Here is a 17013-nt window from a genome sequence, read left to right as displayed (position 1 = left end):
TATGATTAAAGTTGAAAATGTTTCACACAAAATTGGGCAATCCACCATTCTTAATAATATCAATTTAACTATTCCCAATGGTGGCATTACTGCCCTTATTGGAGCAAATGGTGCGGGAAAATCGACACTACTTTCACTGATTGCTCGCCTGCAATCTTTGCAAAGTGGCAAAATTACTTTAGATACATTAAATCTCTCTGAAACGCCTTCTCGCCAAATTGCCCAACATTTGGCAATTCTTACACAAGATAACGTTATTCATAGCCGTATTACTGTACGTGATTTATTGATGTTTGGTCGCTACCCTCACCATCAAGGTAAAGTTGGCGAAAAAGACAATCAAGTGGTTGATGAAGCATTGCAACGATTTGAACTCACTGAACTTGAATCTCGTTATTTAAGTGAATTATCGGGCGGACAACGCCAACGTGCACTAATTGCAATGACATTCTGTCAACAAACTAGCCACGTTTTATTAGATGAACCGCTTAATAATTTAGATATGTTTCATGCTAGATCTTTAATGCGGTTACTCCGTCAACTAACCGACGAACTTAATTTAACGACAATTATGGTCGTACATGATATCAACATGGCAGCAGCCTATGCGGATACCATTATCGCAATGAAACAAGGTGAAATTGCCATGATCGGCAGCCCTGAAGAAATAATTACCGAAGAGAATTTAAAAACCATCTTCAATCTTGATGCAGAAGTGATTACCCATGCTGGAAAGCGATTGGTGATCCACCATATTTAACCAAACGAAAAAGGCGTGAAATCCATTCACGCCTTTTTTGGTGTTTTCGCTTTTATATTTTTAACAAGGAGATTCCATTAAAAAACAGACAAGTTCATCTTTATCTGTACCAACCATGGTAACGAAAACAGGGCGTATTATGGAGACTTATTTCTCAACTAGCAAGTAAGGAAGTGTCAACAGATTAGACCATCGACCACCGTAAAATTTACATTTGACTAACTATGTAAAGGAATAGCGGTCATTTTTAACAATTTTTTTGCAAATCCGTAGAAAAGCTATACAACCATTGTCTTATTTCGTGATTTTTCCACATGGATCAAGTAAAATGATGCCGAATTCTTTTACAGAAATCAGCAAAATATCTTATCTATATATGGAGAAATTTTATGGCAATGAATAACATTTTAGGTTTATTCGCACAATCGCCACTCAAACCTCTAAAGCAACTTTCTGTCAAAGTAACAGAATGTAGTGAATTATTAGAGCCATTTTTTGAAGCAAGTTTCAACCATGACTGGGACAAAGCCGAAGAAGTTCGCAATCAAATTATTGATTTAGAACGCCGTGCCGATAGTCTAAAACGTGAAATTCGCTTAAAACTCCCTAGAGGTTTATTCCTCCCCGTCGAACGAACCGATTTATTAGAAATCGTGACCCAGCTCGATAAGCTAGCTAACTATTCAAGAGATATTTCAGGACGCATTATGGGGCGCCATTTGGTTGTACCAGAAATTATGCAACCAGCTTTCCGTCAATTCCTTTTCCGCAGTCTCGATTCTTGCCGCCAAGTCCGTAAAGTATTAGGTGAATTAGATGAATTACTTGAAACAGGCTTCCGCGGACGTGAACGCCGTTTCGTAAATGAGATGATCCTAGAACTTGATAAAATTGAAGATGATACCGATCAACTGCAAGTTTCATTACGTCGTACGCTATTTGGGCTCGAAGCAAATCTTAATCCAATTGACGTAATGTTTTTATATAAATGTATCGAACGTGTCAGCATTTTAGCTGATCAAGCTCAACGTATTGGTTCACGTATTGAGCTAATGCTGGCAAAAGCATAGGAGAATTTATGCAACTATTGCAAGAATATGGCTCAATATTAGTAATTATTACCGCCGTACTCGGCTTTCTAATGGCTTTCGGTATTGGTGCAAATGATGTATCGAATGCAATGGGAACTTCTGTTGGTTCTGGCACAATTACTGTTAAACAAGCAATTATCATCGCGATGGTATTTGAATTAGCTGGTGCATATTTAGCTGGTGGTGAAGTCGCAGACACAATTAAAAGCGGGATCATTAAAGCGGATATGTTTGTTAGCGAACCTGGGGTACTCGTGCTTGGCATGATGTCTTCATTATGTGCTGCGGGGATCTGGTTAATTGTGGCAACCAAAAAAGGCTGGCCAGTTTCTGGTACTCACACGATTATTGGTGCAGTAATTGGCTTTGCGGTAATTACTTCTGGCCCAGAATCAATTCGTTGGGGACAATTAACAGGTATCGTTGGTAGCTGGTTTATTACGCCTGTATTAGCTGGTATTGTTGCCTTTGCGATTTTCGTTAACTCGCAAAAATTGATCTTTAACCGTTCTAAGCCATTTAAACAAGCTACAAAATATGGCCCGTTCTACATGGGAATTACCATTTTTATTCTTTCTATTGTAACAATTTCAAAAGGTTTAAAACACGTTGGTTTACACCTTTCAAATTGGGAAACTTTTTTCGTTTCATTTGGCTTAGCTATCCTTGCAACGATTTTCGGTTATATCTATTTCCGAAGCGCTCGTTTTATGTCTAAAGTCAAAGAACAACGTGGGTTTAGTGGCGTTGAGAAAATTTTCAGTATTTTGATGTTATTAACAGCTTGTGCAATGGCATTCGCGCATGGCTCAAATGACGTAGCAAATGCAATTGGTCCATTAGCTGCAGTAGAATCTATCATCAATAATGGTGGTCAGATTCTTGATAAAGCACCAATGGCGCCATGGGTATTACCTTTAGGCGCATTTGGTATGGGTGTTGGTTTAGCGGTAATGGGTAAATCAGTGATGGCAACGGTAGGTACAGGGATTACCGAACTTACTCCAAGCCGTGGTTTTGCTGCTCAATTTGCTTGTGCAGTTACAGTTGTATTAGCATCAGGCACAGGTTTACCTATTTCAACTACTCAAACTTTAGTTGGGGCGATTTTAGGAGTTGGTTTTGCGCGTGGTATTGCAGCAATCAATCTTGGCATTATCCGCAACATCGTAGCATCATGGTTTGTTACATTGCCTGCTGGAGCGGTTCTCTCAATTATTGTTTATTACATTTTACACGCAATTTTTTACTAATTTTGCAAGTGAAGAGGGCAATTTATTGCCCTCTTATTAGCAGCGATTTCTAAGCTATTTTGCTGAAAATATTTTAGAAATGCTTTCTATGATTCAAGGATTCTTTATGAAGAAAAAACTACGAACAGCGCTACTTTCTGCCGTATTACTCGGTGCAAGCGCGCAAGCTTTCGCAGCCGATTACATTGCCGAAAATCTCACTACTTATATGCGTAAAGGTGCTGGCAACCAATTTAAAATCTCTGGTTCTATCCAAGCAGGTGAACCCGTTACTGTATTAGACAAAAAAGATAATTTTGTGTTGATTCGTGATAGCCGTAACCGTGAAGGCTGGGTGTTAGCTAGCGAAATATCTCAAACTGCCAGTCCAAGAGAGTTAATTCCACAGCTACAACAAGAAGTTCAAACTCTTACAGCAAAACTTAAAAATATGGATAGCGATTGGCAAAGACGTACAGCCGAGATGCAACGCCGCAGCCAAGATGCTGAAAAACAAAGTAGTAATTTGTTTGAAGAAAATGCCCAATTAAAACGCGAATTAGAAATCGTTAAAAATAAGAACCGTAATCTGGAAATTATGCAAGATGCTGAAAAGCGCACGATTGCAATTCAGTATTTTATTTATGGCGGTTCGGTATTAGTCGTTGGTCTTCTTCTTGGGCTAATCATACCAATCATTCTACCTAAACGCCGTAGTCGCAATGGCGGTTGGTCATAATTGGTAAAACTTTCATAAAAAATGCCCGCTTGTTAACGTTCAAGCGGGCATTTTCTTAAGTGATTATTGACCGGAGACTTTCATTTTTTCTAATAAAATCGAACCGGTTTGAATGTTTGAGCGATGTTCAATATCATCTCCTACCGCAATAATTTGTTGGTACATTTCTTGAAGTTGCCCAGCAATAGTAATTTCAGCAACTGGATATTGTACTTCTCCATTTTCAACCCAAAAACCTGCCGCCCCTCGAGAATATTCTCCAGTAACAGGATTGATTGCGGAACCTAAAAATTCTGTCACTAATAGCCCCGTTCCCATTTCTGCTAACAATGTATTTAATCCACCGCTACGATTAGGTTTCACTAACCAGTTATGAATCCCGCCAGCATGTCCGGTGCTTGGTAGGCCCATTTTCCGCCCTGAATAGCTCGTCATCAGATAGGTTTGCAAGATACCATCAGTAATAATTTCACGATCTTGCGTTCTAACTCCCTCGCTGTCAAAAGCACTAGAAGCTAATTGTTTACGCAAATGTGGTCGTTCTGAAATCTCAAACCATGAAGGCAATACCTGAGTACCTAGTTTATCAAGTAAAAAACTGGATTTGCGATATAACGCGCCCCCACTAATTGCGCCCGCCAAATGCCCGATAAGCCCTGTTGCGACTTCATTATAAAAAATCACAGGAACTTCACATGTCGCAATTTTTTGTGGATTTAGCCTATCTTCAGCTTTAATTGCAGCCTGCTGTCCAACCCAAATCGGTGAGCTTAACGCATCTAGCTCGCGAGAAACCGTGTATTCATAATCTCGTTCTAATTGCTCTTCATATGCAGCAATCACACTACATGAAAGCGAATAACGACTAGAAAGATAGCTTTGTAGCATGCCATGTGTATTCCCATAAACGCGAACACCACTATGAGAATTAAAAGTAGCCCCTTCACTATTTACAATACGTTCTGAAACATTAAGTGCACTTTCTTCCGCCGTTTTCGCCATCTCTACTGCTTCATCAACACTGATTTGTGCTTCATGATAAAGGTCTAAATCTGGTGCATCAAACGCCATCAAATCTTTATCAGCTAATCCGGCACATTCATCTTCTGAAGTATATTTTGCAATCCCTAATGCAGATTCAACCGCTTGTTGAATAGATTTCGGCTGTAAATCTGAGGTAGAAGCATTGCCCTTTCTCTGCCCTAAATAGACCGAGATCCCAAGTGAACCATCGTTATTGAATTCAATATTTTCAGTATTCATTAAGCGAGTGGAAACAGACAGCCCTGAGACTTTCGTTACTCCCACTTCAGCTTCTGCGCCTGCTTTTTTTGCAATTTGCAACGCAAATTCAACCGCTTCTCGAAGTTCTAATTCTTGCGCCTGAAGCGCTGCTTTTGTCGTAATTGACATAGTATTTCCCAATTAACCAACTAATCTTGGCATATATTCTACCTGAATTTTCTGTTAAAATATCGCACTTTTATCCCTTTCAATGTTTTGTGGGAAACCGCACAGGAAACCATTATGGCGAAAAAACGTAGTAAAAATGAAATCGACTGGACAGATGAGGAAGAAGAAATTATCTGGGTCAGCAAAAGCGAGATTAAACGAGATGCGGAACATCTTAAAAAACTTGGTGCAGAATTGATTGAACTGACTCCACAGAATTTAGAAAAAATTCCGTTAGATGACGATTTAAAAGAAGCGATTCGACAAGCGCAAAGTTTTAAACTAGAGGCTCGTCGCCGTCAGATTCAATTTATTGGTAAGTTATTACGCAATCGTGATCCAGAACCAATTCAAGAAGCACTGGATAAAGTAAAAAATCGCCACAATCAACAACAAGCTTTGTTACACAAATTAGAATTAGTGCGTGATCAATTAGTGAATATGGGAGATGCCGCATTAAGTAACTTACTTAACGAATATCCGCAACTTGATCGCCAACACTTGCGTAATTTAATTCGTGGCGCGCAAAAAGAAAAAGAAGCAAATAAACCAGCGAAAAATTATCGTGATATTTTTCAATACTTAAAAACTGAAATTGTGGAGGCGTAATGCTATCAATTGAATTATTACCTAAACTGATTCACAGCCATGCAGGCTTTGCCTATTTAAGCCTGATTTTATTGCTTTGTCGTGGATTTCTAGCGCAAAAAAATGTGAATTGGCGCCAGTATAAAATTTTAAAAATCGCACCACATCTGATTGATACACTATTATTAGTTAGTGGAGCAATTGTGGTTTACACCTATACCAGTAATGAAGTCTACTCATTCGGCGATTTAGGGTGGTTATATGGAAAATTCCTGTTTGTCGCGCTTTATGTGCTTTTCTCTATCAAAACTTTCAAAAGCAACACTGCATTTTCTATGAGAAATTTTTTACTGGCGCTTGCTAGTTTTGTGATTGCGATGATGATTGCAGTACATCACTAATCCCTTAGGTAGAAACTTCGGTTTCTACCTTTTTATTTTTCCTTTCCAAATAGTACTAGCCTAATTCACTTTTATTTTATATCATTTTATCACAGTAATTTAGTCGGATTATATTCAAGGAGTCAGTGTGATAAAGCTACCAGAACATATTGTTCAATTTATTGTAAATAACCATATTGTGAATTTTGCTGCAAAATCTGAAAGTGATTTCTGGGCTGCAAACTGTTTTTATGCTTTTGACGATGAACAAGCTCGCCTGATTATTTTAACAAATAAAAGTACTCGGCATGGACAAATCATGCTAGGTAATAACCAAATTGTCGGCACAATAAGCCTGCAAATTGACAAATTTTCTGAATTGGAAGGGATTCAATTCTCAGCTACTGCGAATTGTTTAGAAGAAGAGGATAAACGCACCGCAGCATTAGCCATTTATTATCATCACTACCCCATGGCACGCTTAAAAGCCAATGATGTGTGGGAATTTAAATTAGAGAGTATCAAACATACTGGCACAAAAATGCTCATGCCGAAAAAAACGCTTTGGACTCGATAGGGATAAAATACAAGCGGTAGGATTTTGACTATTCTTTGCAAAAAAGAAAAAAAATCCTACCGCTTGTTATATCTTGTCTAACGACACTGCGCTTTGAAGCGTAAAAGATGGTCAAGCAAAACAATCGCCATCATCGCTTCTGCAATCGGTACCGCTCGAATACCCACACAAGGATCATGACGTCCTTTCGTGACGAGCTCAACCGCTTCATTATTCAAGTTTACTGATTTTCCTGGCACCATAATGCTTGAAGTTGGCTTTAAAGCAATATTGGCAATAATCGGTTGGCCTGAGCTGATACCGCCTAAAATCCCGCCAGCATGGTTTGATAAGAAGCCATTTGGTGTCATTTCATCACGGTGTTCACTGCCCTTTTGCTCAACGACTGCAAAACCATCACCAATTTCAACCGCTTTTACAGCATTGATAGACATCAGCGCATGGGCAAGATCAGCATCTAATCGGTCAAATACAGGTTCGCCTAAGCCAACTGGCACATTCTCGGCAACCACTGTGAGTTTTGCTCCAATAGAATCACCTTCTTTTTTAAGCTCACGAATCAATGCATCAAACTGTTCTACAGCAACTGGATCTGGGCAAAAGAATGGATTTTCAGCCACATATTGCCAATTGATATGCTCAATGCTTGCAACCGTTTCAGGGTTGATTTTTACTGAGCCAATTTGAGAGAGATAACCTCTTACCTCAATACCAAATTGTTCACGCAAATACTTTTTCGCAATCGCACCAGCCGCCACACGCATAGCTGTTTCTCGTGCAGAAGAACGACCACCTCCGCGATAATCACGAATGCCATATTTCTGCTGGTAAGTAAAATCAGCATGACCTGGTCGATATTTATCCATAATATCGCCATAATCTTTTGAACGCTGATCGCCATTTTTGATAATCAGCCCAATGCTTGTTCCTGTCGTTTTTCCTTCGAATACGCCAGAAAGAATTTGCACCTCGTCATCTTCCCTGCGTGGTGTGGTATAACGAGATGTTCCGGGTTTACGGCGATCTAAATCAGGTTGAATATCTGCTTCTGATAATGCCATATTAGGGGGCACACCATCGACAATACATCCTAATGCAATGCCGTGAGATTCCCCAAACGTCGTGACTTTAAAAAGTTGTCCAATGCTGTTGCCTGCCATGTTGTGTCCTTATTTTTTTACGGGAACAAGCGGTTCAGTTCCCCACTTCACCTCTTCGTTCGTCGCTTGATTTTTAATAAAAATATCTAGTTGGTTAAAGGCAATCTCAATATTATTTGCCATAAATAGCTCATCAATTCTGCGGTTAAGTGCATCAATGGTTCTGACTCGATCACTTAATTGTCCTACATAAACACGCAATTCATGATCTAAGGTACTTGCACCAAAGCTTAAGAAATATGCTGCTGGTGCAGGATCTTTTAATACCGCCTCATTTTCTTCCGCAGCTTGAAGTAGTAAGCGTTTAACTAATTCAAGATCTGAACCATAAGCTACACCTACTGTAATTACCAAGCGGGTCATGCTTGAAGTTAATGCCCAGTTGACGACACGTTCAGTAATAAAGGCTTTATTTGGTACGATAACCTCTTTTCGGTCATTATCAATTAAAGTTGTAGCACGAATACGAATTTTTGATACAGTACCGTTAAAGCTTCCAATGGTTACCATATCCCCCACTCGTACAGGGCGTTCAAACAAGATAATAATCCCTGAAACGAAGTTACCGAAGATCTCTTGCATACCGAAACCTAAACCAACGGATAATGCGGTAAATAGCCATTGCAATTTAGACCAAGACATCCCTAATGATGCAAACGCAATACTTGCACCAATAATAATCAATAAATAGGTAAAGATTGTTGTAATTGTATAAGGCGTACCCTGTGAGAGATTCAAATTAGAGAATACTAAGGTTTCTAACAGACCACCTAAGTTTTTCACTAAGATGTAGGTCACAATCAATACAATCATTGCTACCAACAGATTAAGCAAGGTAATGGACTCCATTACCGTACCTGCTTCAGTTGTCGTTGCTTGTTGCCACAATGTGATCTCTTTCAAATAATACGCCACTGTAACAAGATCTGACCAAACCCAATAAAGCAAACCAAATAATGCAGTCCAAAGCACTAAATCTGTGATTTTGAGCATTTGATTTTTAATATCACTCACTGAAATCGCATCATCTTGCAATACTAAGGCGCTATCTTCAGTCTCGACTGTTTGCTCTTGCCCATTCTGCTGTGCTTGTGCTTTTGCCTGAGCTAATGCGCGCTTCTCCTGTAATCTTCGATAAGAAAGACGACGAGAAGAGACATTAAAGCCACGATAGACCATATTTCGGATAATAATCCAAGTTACAATTGCAAAATAACTTGCAACAAGATGTTCAATAATTTGTGAGGCAGTATAGTAATAGCCCATAACGATTAAAACAATTAACGCAATCGGTGCTAAAACTAATAATATACGAACAAGTCCTAGCAACATTGGTTTTGCATCACGTCTATAAGATGCTGCTTTTTGATAAGTTGCGATTCCCATTCGAAAGCCTGGTACAACCACAAATAACACACTAATTAGAACTAATACAGTCATTGCCTGACCAATCACATCGTAGGCAATCCCATATTCTGTCGCATTGTTAAAGATTGATGTATTTAATAATAAACCGATTACCCAAACCGAGTGTTTGAGAATTTTTCTAAATACGGCATTACTACTTTGCGGCATATTGAAATGGCGATAAGCAATCCCATTTGGGCGTAACATTGCTAGCATGAAGGCAAAGTAAAGCCAATAAAACGCCATTTTTAAGCCCCAAGGCCAAACTTCCGTTGGGTCAAGGAAGCAAATATAGGTGACCAATACAAACACAATTAAGAACATGAATGTGCTTGGTAAACACAACACCACAGTCCAGAAAATAGCCATTGGTGTATTCCATTGACTATCCGTTGGAACAGTTAACATGCTGTTGTTGATTTTCGTTAGCTTCTGTTTAATACGATCATGCTGACGACGAATAAAGAAGGTTAATAAACTTAATCCGCCAATCAGTAAGCCAGCTAAACCGAGGTTATCTTTCCAATTAGAGAAATCTAATTTTTTCGAAATCTCGGTTAACTCATAACCTGCTAATCCAGGGAAACGAGTAAACCACTCAAGATCCATTTCACTATTACTTTTTACCCAAAAGCTCTGCTGTTGGAGTTTTTGTTGTAGTGCATCACTGATTGTTTTAACTTGTTGTTGGTTCAGCTCAATGTTAATTGATAAATTCAATTGATTATTTAGTAGCTTCAGCAATTCAGATAAAGTTTTGCTACGCGTTTGTAGAATTTCTTCTAGCTGAGCTTTTTCTGCATCAGTGAATGTTGTTTTTTCGCGGCTTTCTAACTTTGAAATATAAGCTTGCGTATCTACTAAACTATCTTTAAATTCTGAAATATCAAAAACGCGGACGCGCAAATCTGCGATCTGCTTTGATAGACCTTTAATTACCTTATCTTGCGGTAAAGACTGGCGTTGTTTATTGATAATACGAGATAGCACCAACGTACCTTGAAGAGAACTAATTTGTTCTTCAATATTACGCTGCGTTTGTTGGAGATTATCTAATACGTTTTTAATACGTAAATTATCTTGTGATAACTGGCTAATTTCTGTTGTTTTTTTCAGTAATTCTTCACTAATAGAAGTGTTAAAATCTAACTCTTTACTAATGACCGGATTAGTATTTTTATTTTTTTGTTGAGATTTTTCCGCCTCTTCCACCTTATTTTTAGAAGCCTGTACTAATTTGATATTAAGTGCTTCCTGAATTTGGCTAAGAAGTTGTTGTTGATTTTGTTGTGCTTGCTTTTTCTCATCTAATCTAGCGTTATATAGCGAACTCAATTCTTCATTGCCACGCAATAAAGTTTGGCTGTAGCTATTCTGCGCATCTAATAAAGCTAGTTCTGCTTCAATCTTATTTTTAGCTGTATCTGAAAGAGCCGAATTAGCTAATTCGGTATTTAATGCTGATTTACGCTTTGCATTTGCTGAAAGTGAAGCTTGAGCTTTATCAGGCGCAGCATTTTGGGCAATGAGTTTGGTATTCGTTGCCGTTAATTCATTTTGCGCTTTTTCAAGTGCTGCTTGCGTTTCTTCTTGCAAGGCTTGAAGTGCACTGATGTCTTGTTCAGCTAATTTTTCTGAAGTTGGTAAAGTTTGCGCTTTTAGTTTCTCAAAATTTGCTTTACTCGCTGCGATCGCTTTATGCGCACCTGTGATCTCTGCCACTAGCGCATCATTATCTGCTTTCACTTTTTCAGTTTGAGTCATAAACGCTAGCGTATCTTCCAATAACTGAAGTTGCTGTTTATTCTCTTCTGTTTGTTCAAGTTTTTTAGTATTTTCAATTGCCGTTTGTAGGGCTTTTTCAGAGGGTAACGCAGCTGATGCGGATAAACTCACACCAGAAACCACGGCAAATGCCAACATAAATGGCATATAAATCTGTTTTATCATATTGTTTTTTCTGCTTCTAATAATTCAATTAAATGTTGTTGAAGTAATGTTCTTGAAATCTTAATTGTACCTTGTGCCTGCCATTTAGCTATATCTAACGGAAAATAACGAATAGGTTGTTTAAATTTTTCAAGTTTTTCGGCTAAATAACACTGAAGTTTAGTGCTTTCAGCCTCAAAATGATTTTCTTTAAATTGAATAAAGGCTACCGGTCTAGCACCAAATTCTTTATCTTCAATCGGTAATACAAAAGCTTGCGAGACTAAATTTGAACTATAAATTTGTTGCTCAATTTGTTCTGGCTGAATGTTTTCTCCGCCAGAGATAAACATATTATCTAATCGTCCTAATACCATCAATTGATGTTTGGCATTCCATTCGCCTTTATCTTTAGTTTGTAGCCAACCTTCTGCATTTACAAGCGGTCGAATTTCACCATTTTTTTGCCAAATACCTTGAGCAAGCCCTGCACCTTTTACCCAAATTTCTTGATTAACTAATCGAACGTCTCGACCTAATAACGGATAGCCAACATTATGAGATTCATTTCTTCCCGCACAGATAGTGGATGCCATTTCTGTCATACCATAACCAGAAAACGTGACAATGTTTCTCTTTTTAGCTAATTCAACTAATTCAGGCGGAATAAATGCGCCACCCAATAAAATAGATTTCGGCTTATCTAATGGCTGTTGGCGTTGTTCAAGATAACGTTGTAATTGTGTCGGCACTAGTGATGCATGAGAAACCTTATCAAGCCCGTCCATAAAATCACATTTATCTTCGCAAATTTGTAAAGTTGCGCCTTGTAATAACCAACGCCAAACAATGCCTTGCCCAGAAACATGAAACAACGGCAAACTCAGCAACCAGCTATCTGTATGAGAAAACGCCATCAGCTCACAAACGCCTTTTGCATTTGCAAGATGGTCTGCAACGGTATGCACTACCGCTTTAGGCTTTCCTGAAGAACCTGAAGTTAAGGTCAAAGTTAATGCTTGAGAAATATTATCATAACCAACAAAGTCAAAATTACTTTGATTCTCAATAGATAAAAAATCCTGATCGGTTATCAAAAAATCTACGCCGATATCAGTTAAAATGGCATTTTTCTGGGATATTTTTAATGCTGGATTCAGCATCACAATACGCCCACCTAACACAATTACCGCCAAATAACTAAGCAATCCACAAAAACGAGATTCACCACAATAGGCAATAATATTATTTTTCGTGACATTGCCACGAAATTTATCCGAGATTTGGGTAATTAACTTATTTAATTGGCTCCATGTCATCGACTGACTTTGTAACTGTGGAAAAAAAGGCGAACTACCTTTATTCCAAATTAAGGCAGTTCGCTCAGGTTGTTGATTAGCCCAATATTGAGGAAGAAAACAATCAACGGTTAGCATAATTACACGAATAACATTTTAACGCGTTCAATCAGGTGTTTTGGTAATTGCATAAACTCCATCACACCCGTAACAATTAAACCTTTACGGTTAGTGTTATTATTGGTTACCACCCAAAATGGTGAATCTGGAATCTGTTTAGCTTTCACACTACTGCCATGACTCAATAATGCTTGCTCTGTTTTAGCGAAATAGGTACGTTCCGTGCCTCGAATAGATTCTGTTGCTTGAGAAAAAGTTTCAGGATCTGCTTTATGTAATACGCTTAGCAACATCAAAAAACGTACTACATTTTTGCTCTCTTGCGTAAATGCTTCTGATTTTAAAACTTTTTCTACTCGCTGAACTGTTTTCTCCAAATGAGTTTCAGGATCATTTTTTACTGGTTTTTTCAACGATTTCTCAGTAACCAATTCTTTAAGTTCATTTAGCGTATTTTGTTGCACCAATACAAAAGGTTGTGGAGAGGAAGGCAAACGCAATAAACGACGCAAAATATCAGAAGCACTTTCACCAATTGATTGTGTCCGACTGGCAATATACTGGTATAATTCATCATCGACTTCAATGTTTTTCATCTGATCTCCCCGATTCACGGATTATTATTTGATTTCAAAAAATTCTAAGCATTATAATACACTTCGCAGATCTTTTTATAGATTCTTATTTAAAAAATAATACAAAATCATCACATTATGACAAAACAAACGCTTCTACATTATCAGTACCAAGCCGCGACAGAAAACCATTCTGCAAAAACAATGGTTTTCCTGCATGGACTATTTGGTGATATGAATAACTTGGGGATTATTGCCCGATCTTTTGCTGCACAATTTAACATTCTACGAGTCGATTTACGTAATCACGGGCTTTCTTTTCATGCTGATGAGATGAATTATACTTTAATGGCTGAAGATCTACGCGCTCTCCTACTTCATCTACAACTGAAAGATTGCATCGTTATCGGTCATTCTATGGGCGGGAAAATTGCGATGACATTAGCGCACATCGCCCCAGACTTAGTTGAAAAACTGGTCGTAATTGATATTGCACCGGTTAATAATCCTACTCATCGACATAATAATAATTTTGCCGGACTCTTTGCTGTGAAAGAAAAAGCGCCACAAACTCGACAAGAAGCGAAAGCGATTCTAAGTGAATTTGTAAAAGACGAAGCTGAACAGCAATTTATGCTTAAAGCCTTTGATCCGAAGAAGCCTGACAGTTTTAGATTTAACTTAACCGCCATTCAAGCCAATTATGCAAATTTAATGGGCTGGCAACCAATTTTCTTTGAAAAACCAACCTTATTTATTAAAGGTGGCGCATCTGATTATATTCAAGCAAAAGATACCGAAGCCGTGTTAGCACAATGCCCTAAAGCGCAAGTGTTTGTTGTAGCGAATGCGCAACATTGGGTTCACGCAGAAAAACCTGAAACTGTTGTGCGAGCTATTCAAAAATTTATTGATAAGGAAGAATAATGAATCGAGATACCCTTTTTTCTACGCCAATTGAAAAATTAGGCGATTTTACCTTTGATGAATCTGTTGCAGAAGTATTTCCGGATATGATCCAACGTTCTGTACCAGGTTATTCCAACATTATTACCGCAATCGGCATGTTAGCCCAGCGCTTTGTCACACCGAATTCGCAAGTTTATGACTTAGGCTGCTCTCGTGGTGCGGGAATCTTATCTATGCGACGTAATATTCAAGCGGAAAATGTTAAAATCATTGGCGTGGATAACTCACTGCCAATGGTTGAACGTTGTCGTGCGCATATCCAGGCTTATCATTCTGATGTGCCTGTGGAAATTCATTGTGCAGATATTCGCGAAGTCGAAATCAAAAATGCCTCTATGGTTGTACTCAACTTTACGCTGCAATTTTTACCACGAAGAGATCGCCTTGCTCTCTTAGATAAAATTTATCAAGGTCTTAATCCAAACGGCATAGTGGTACTTTCAGAAAAATTCACATTTGAGAATACGCAAATGAACGAATTACTCATTGATTTACACCACACCTTCAAGCGCGCTAATGGTTATAGTGAATTAGAAGTCAGTCAAAAAAGAACTGCGCTAGAAAACGTAATGCTAACCGATAGCATTGAAACCCATAAGATCCGCTTGAAGAATGCAGGTTTCTCACAAGTTGAGCTTTGGTTCCAATGTTTTAACTTCGGTTCTATGATTGCAATAAAATAGCATTTTGTAAAAATCAGGTCAGATCAGACCGCTTGTTGGTGGATTTCCCCCAAGGGAGATTTGCTCAAGCGGTCATTTTTTAGGTATAATTTGCAAGGTTTTTTACCCCGATTTATTTAAAAGAGGAAATTTTATGAGCTTCTTAGCAGGCAAACGCATTTTAATCACTGGTCTTGCAAGCAACCGTTCTATCGCATACGGCATCGCAAAAGCGATGAAAGCACAAGGTGCAGAATTAGCTTTCACTTATTTAAACGATAAATTACAACCACGCGTTGAAGAATTTGCAAAAGAATTCGGTTCAGATATCGTATTACCTTTAGATGTTGCAACTGATGAAAGCATCCAAAACTGTTTTGCCGAATTAAGCAAAAAATGGGAAAAATTTGACGGTTTTGTGCACGCAATCGCATTCGCACCTGGTGACCAATTAGATGGCGACTATGTTAATGCAGCAACGCGCGAAGGCTACCGTATTGCACATGATATTAGTGCATACAGCTTTGTGGCAATGGCACAAGCAGCTCGTCCATTCTTAAATAAAGATGCTTCATTACTAACTTTAAGCTACTTAGGCGCAGAGCGTGCGATTCCAAACTACAACGTAATGTGTTTAGCAAAAGCATCATTAGAAGCAGCAACGCGTGTAATGGCAGCAGATTTAGGTAAAGAAGGTATCCGCGTAAACGCAATTTCAGCAGGCCCAATTCGTACACTTGCAGCATCTGGCATTAAAAACTTCAAGAAAATGTTAGCCGCTTTCGAGCAAACTGCAGCACTACGTCGTACAGTAACCATTGAAGATGTAGGTAACTCAGCGGCATTCTTATGTTCAAACCTTGCGTCTGGCGTAACAGGTGAAGTATTACACGTTGATGCAGGTTTTAGCATTACTGCAATGGGCGAATTAGGCGAAGAATAATTTGCTTTAGCAAAAAGAAAAAGTCAGGCACTGCCCTGACTTTTTTGTAAAAAAATTCTAGAATTAAACCGCTTGTCTAATAACTTTTAGTTTACTGCTAATTTTTAGCACTTTTTTATGTTTAAAATAAAAGCAAACAACGTATTCTGCCTTGTCAGCCTTTTATTTTTTCGTTAGAATAGCGCCATATTTTGCGACTATAGCTCAGTTGGTTAGAGCACCACCTTGACATGGTGGGGGTCACTGGTTCGAGTCCAGCTAGTCGCACCATTATTCTGAATCCCAGTTCCTTGAACTGGGATTTTTTATTTATACTATTTAAGTCTTGGTTGGGTAAAAAGCTGTTTATCTTCCCAGCGTAGCATTGTTAAATATTGCCCCCAAGCGCACCCAGTATCTAAAGCGTAAATATTTTTTCGGTTAGCTTTTCCCATTAAACTTGCCCAATGTCCAAAAATAATTGGCGTTTGTTCATAGAGTGGGTTATCAAGTGCAAACCAAGGTAATAATTCTTTAGGGGCTTCTTCTATTGGTGCTTTGCAAGCAAAATCTAATCGCCCATCCGCATAGCAAAAGCGCATACGAGTAAACACATTCACGCAGTAACGCCAACGCGCGATTCCTGTTAAATCTGCTCGCCAATAATCAGGTTGGCTTTCATACATTTGTGCTAAATAATCTGCATAATGTTCGCTTCGTAATGTTTGCTCTACTTCTCTTGCACAAGCTAGCGTGGTAGCTAAATCCCATTGAGGGCTAATTCCCGCATGAACTAATAAAAAACCATGTTTCGGATGTTGCGCAACAAGCGGTTGATTTCTAAGCCAATTTTGCAAATCTTCACGATCTTCAGCTTGGAAAATAGCATCAACTTTATCGTTTGGTTTCACACGTTTGATCCCAAGCAATGTCGATAATAGATGCAAATCATGATTTCCTAACACCATTTGCGCTTTGCTACCTAATGATTTCACAAAACGTAAGCAAGCTAAAGAATCTTCCCCTCTTGCGACTAAATCGCCCGTTAACCAAATTTCATCTTCGGTTGGATCAAAGGCGACTTTTTCTAATAGCCGTTGAAATTCGTCAAAACAGCCATGTAAGTCTCCCACAATATAGGTTGCCATGGTT

At 38.6% G+C, this 17013-nt stretch carries 16 protein-coding genes and 1 tRNA gene; 11 read left to right on the top strand and 6 right to left on the bottom strand.

Annotated elements, in window-relative coordinates; genetic code table 11:
- The first annotated feature begins 1 nt into the window (after position 1).
- The 4 genes from HMPREF1128_RS03490 (at position 2) to HMPREF1128_RS03475 (ending at position 3822) form a co-directional block, all read left to right on the top strand.
- On the top strand, positions 2-760 hold the full coding sequence (locus tag HMPREF1128_RS03490; protein WP_007524162.1) for an iron ABC transporter ATP-binding protein: 759 nt from the start codon (positions 2-4) through the stop codon (positions 758-760).
- A gap of 389 nt (positions 761-1149) precedes the next feature.
- A complete protein-coding gene (locus tag HMPREF1128_RS03485; protein WP_007523984.1) occupies positions 1150-1830 on the top strand; it encodes a TIGR00153 family protein in 681 nt (226 codons plus the stop codon).
- Between the two features lie 8 nt (positions 1831-1838).
- A complete protein-coding gene (locus tag HMPREF1128_RS03480) occupies positions 1839-3104 on the top strand; it encodes an inorganic phosphate transporter (RefSeq protein ID WP_007524566.1) in 1266 nt (421 codons plus the stop codon).
- Between the two features lie 106 nt (positions 3105-3210).
- Positions 3211-3822 carry a TIGR04211 family SH3 domain-containing protein gene (locus tag HMPREF1128_RS03475; RefSeq protein WP_007525182.1) on the top strand — a complete coding sequence of 204 codons (612 nt, stop codon included), beginning with the start codon at positions 3211-3213 and terminating at the stop codon, positions 3820-3822.
- 63 nt (positions 3823-3885) lie between these two features.
- Here HMPREF1128_RS03475 and pmbA read toward each other — a convergent pair whose 3' ends face one another.
- Positions 3886-5235 carry a metalloprotease PmbA gene (gene pmbA / locus HMPREF1128_RS03470; protein WP_007525070.1) on the bottom strand — a complete coding sequence of 450 codons (1350 nt, stop codon included), beginning with the start codon at positions 5233-5235 and terminating at the stop codon, positions 3886-3888.
- Positions 5236-5349: 114 nt separating this feature from the next.
- On the opposite strand from pmbA, the gene yjgA reads away from it, so the two are divergent.
- From yjgA to HMPREF1128_RS03455, 3 genes are all read left to right on the top strand, one after another.
- Positions 5350-5883, top strand: a complete 534-nt coding sequence (gene yjgA, locus HMPREF1128_RS03465; protein ID WP_007524887.1) for a ribosome biogenesis factor YjgA — start codon at positions 5350-5352, stop codon at positions 5881-5883.
- A complete protein-coding gene (locus HMPREF1128_RS03460) occupies positions 5883-6263 on the top strand; it encodes a SirB2 family protein (protein WP_007524723.1) in 381 nt (126 codons plus the stop codon). The genes yjgA and HMPREF1128_RS03460 overlap by 1 nt, the downstream gene beginning before the upstream one ends.
- 127 nt (positions 6264-6390) lie before the next feature.
- On the top strand, positions 6391-6819 hold the full coding sequence (locus HMPREF1128_RS03455) for a PNPOx family protein (RefSeq protein WP_007524898.1): 429 nt from the start codon (positions 6391-6393) through the stop codon (positions 6817-6819).
- Positions 6820-6896: 77 nt separating this feature from the next.
- Here HMPREF1128_RS03455 and aroC read toward each other — a convergent pair whose 3' ends face one another.
- From aroC to seqA, 4 genes are read right to left on the bottom strand one after another with little or no spacing between them, the layout of a single operon-like run.
- A complete protein-coding gene (gene aroC / locus HMPREF1128_RS03450) occupies positions 6897-7979 on the bottom strand; it encodes a chorismate synthase (RefSeq protein WP_007524203.1) in 1083 nt (360 codons plus the stop codon).
- Positions 7980-7988: 9 nt separating this feature from the next.
- Positions 7989-11336 carry a mechanosensitive channel MscK gene (gene mscK / locus HMPREF1128_RS03445; protein ID WP_007523980.1) on the bottom strand — a complete coding sequence of 1116 codons (3348 nt, stop codon included), beginning with the start codon at positions 11334-11336 and terminating at the stop codon, positions 7989-7991.
- Complete coding sequence (gene menE, locus HMPREF1128_RS03440; protein WP_007524926.1) at positions 11333-12751, bottom strand: o-succinylbenzoate--CoA ligase; 1419 nt, start codon at positions 12749-12751, stop codon at positions 11333-11335. Before menE ends, mscK begins: the two co-directional genes overlap by 4 nt.
- 2 nt (positions 12752-12753) lie before the next feature.
- Positions 12754-13329 (bottom strand): replication initiation negative regulator SeqA, encoded by a 576-nt coding sequence (gene seqA, locus HMPREF1128_RS03435; protein WP_007525235.1) that lies wholly within the window; start codon positions 13327-13329, stop codon positions 12754-12756.
- A gap of 117 nt (positions 13330-13446) precedes the next feature.
- Here seqA and HMPREF1128_RS03430 point away from each other — a divergent pair, with 117 nt between their 5' ends.
- The 4 genes from HMPREF1128_RS03430 to HMPREF1128_RS03415 all read left to right on the top strand — a co-directional run bounded on the left by HMPREF1128_RS03430 (position 13447) and on the right by HMPREF1128_RS03415 (position 16152).
- On the top strand, positions 13447-14235 hold the full coding sequence (locus tag HMPREF1128_RS03430) for an alpha/beta fold hydrolase (protein ID WP_007524907.1): 789 nt from the start codon (positions 13447-13449) through the stop codon (positions 14233-14235).
- Complete coding sequence (cmoA, locus tag HMPREF1128_RS03425) at positions 14235-14960, top strand: carboxy-S-adenosyl-L-methionine synthase CmoA (RefSeq protein WP_007524925.1); 726 nt, start codon at positions 14235-14237, stop codon at positions 14958-14960. The genes HMPREF1128_RS03430 and cmoA overlap by 1 nt, the downstream gene beginning before the upstream one ends.
- Positions 14961-15093: 133 nt before the next feature.
- Complete coding sequence (locus tag HMPREF1128_RS03420) at positions 15094-15882, top strand: enoyl-ACP reductase FabI (RefSeq protein WP_007524796.1); 789 nt, start codon at positions 15094-15096, stop codon at positions 15880-15882.
- A 193-nt stretch (positions 15883-16075) separates the two neighbouring features.
- A tRNA-Val gene (locus HMPREF1128_RS03415) sits at positions 16076-16152 on the top strand.
- A 44-nt stretch (positions 16153-16196) separates the two neighbouring features.
- Here HMPREF1128_RS03415 and apaH read toward each other — a convergent pair.
- Positions 16197-17009: a bis(5'-nucleosyl)-tetraphosphatase (symmetrical) ApaH gene (apaH, locus tag HMPREF1128_RS03410; RefSeq protein WP_007524168.1), complete on the bottom strand. Its 813-nt coding sequence runs from the start codon at positions 17007-17009 to the stop codon at positions 16197-16199.
- Positions 17010-17013 lie beyond the last annotated feature (4 nt).

It is taken from the genome of Haemophilus sputorum HK 2154, assembly GCF_000287615.1.
Lineage (GTDB): Bacteria > Pseudomonadota > Gammaproteobacteria > Enterobacterales > Pasteurellaceae > Haemophilus_A > Haemophilus_A sputorum.
Note: the sequence above shows the minus strand (reverse complement) of the source record. Positions and strands in the feature narration are given on the sequence as shown.

Bases quoted from the DNA above. Each gene is read 5' to 3' on its own strand.
- HMPREF1128_RS03490 (WP_007524162.1), top strand. From the start codon at position 2: ATGATTAAAGTTGAAAATGTTTCACACAAAATTGGGCAATCCACCATT.
- HMPREF1128_RS03485 (WP_007523984.1), top strand. From the start codon at position 1,150: ATGGCAATGAATAACATTTTAGGTTTATTCGCACAATCGCCACTCAAA.
- HMPREF1128_RS03480 (WP_007524566.1), top strand. From the start codon at position 1,839: ATGCAACTATTGCAAGAATATGGCTCAATATTAGTAATTATTACCGCC.
- HMPREF1128_RS03475 (WP_007525182.1), top strand. From the start codon at position 3,211: ATGAAGAAAAAACTACGAACAGCGCTACTTTCTGCCGTATTACTCGGT.
- pmbA (WP_007525070.1), bottom strand. From the start codon at position 5,235: ATGTCAATTACGACAAAAGCAGCGCTTCAGGCGCAAGAATTAGAACTT.
- yjgA (WP_007524887.1), top strand. From the start codon at position 5,350: ATGGCGAAAAAACGTAGTAAAAATGAAATCGACTGGACAGATGAGGAA.
- HMPREF1128_RS03460 (WP_007524723.1), top strand. From the start codon at position 5,883: ATGCTATCAATTGAATTATTACCTAAACTGATTCACAGCCATGCAGGC.
- aroC (WP_007524203.1), bottom strand. From the start codon at position 7,979: ATGGCAGGCAACAGCATTGGACAACTTTTTAAAGTCACGACGTTTGGG.
- mscK (WP_007523980.1), bottom strand. From the start codon at position 11,336: ATGATAAAACAGATTTATATGCCATTTATGTTGGCATTTGCCGTGGTT.
- menE (WP_007524926.1), bottom strand. From the start codon at position 12,751: ATGCTAACCGTTGATTGTTTTCTTCCTCAATATTGGGCTAATCAACAA.
- seqA (WP_007525235.1), bottom strand. From the start codon at position 13,329: ATGAAAAACATTGAAGTCGATGATGAATTATACCAGTATATTGCCAGT.
- HMPREF1128_RS03430 (WP_007524907.1), top strand. From the start codon at position 13,447: ATGACAAAACAAACGCTTCTACATTATCAGTACCAAGCCGCGACAGAA.
- cmoA (WP_007524925.1), top strand. From the start codon at position 14,235: ATGAATCGAGATACCCTTTTTTCTACGCCAATTGAAAAATTAGGCGAT.
- HMPREF1128_RS03420 (WP_007524796.1), top strand. From the start codon at position 15,094: ATGAGCTTCTTAGCAGGCAAACGCATTTTAATCACTGGTCTTGCAAGC.
- apaH (WP_007524168.1), bottom strand. From the start codon at position 17,009: ATGGCAACCTATATTGTGGGAGACTTACATGGCTGTTTTGACGAATTT.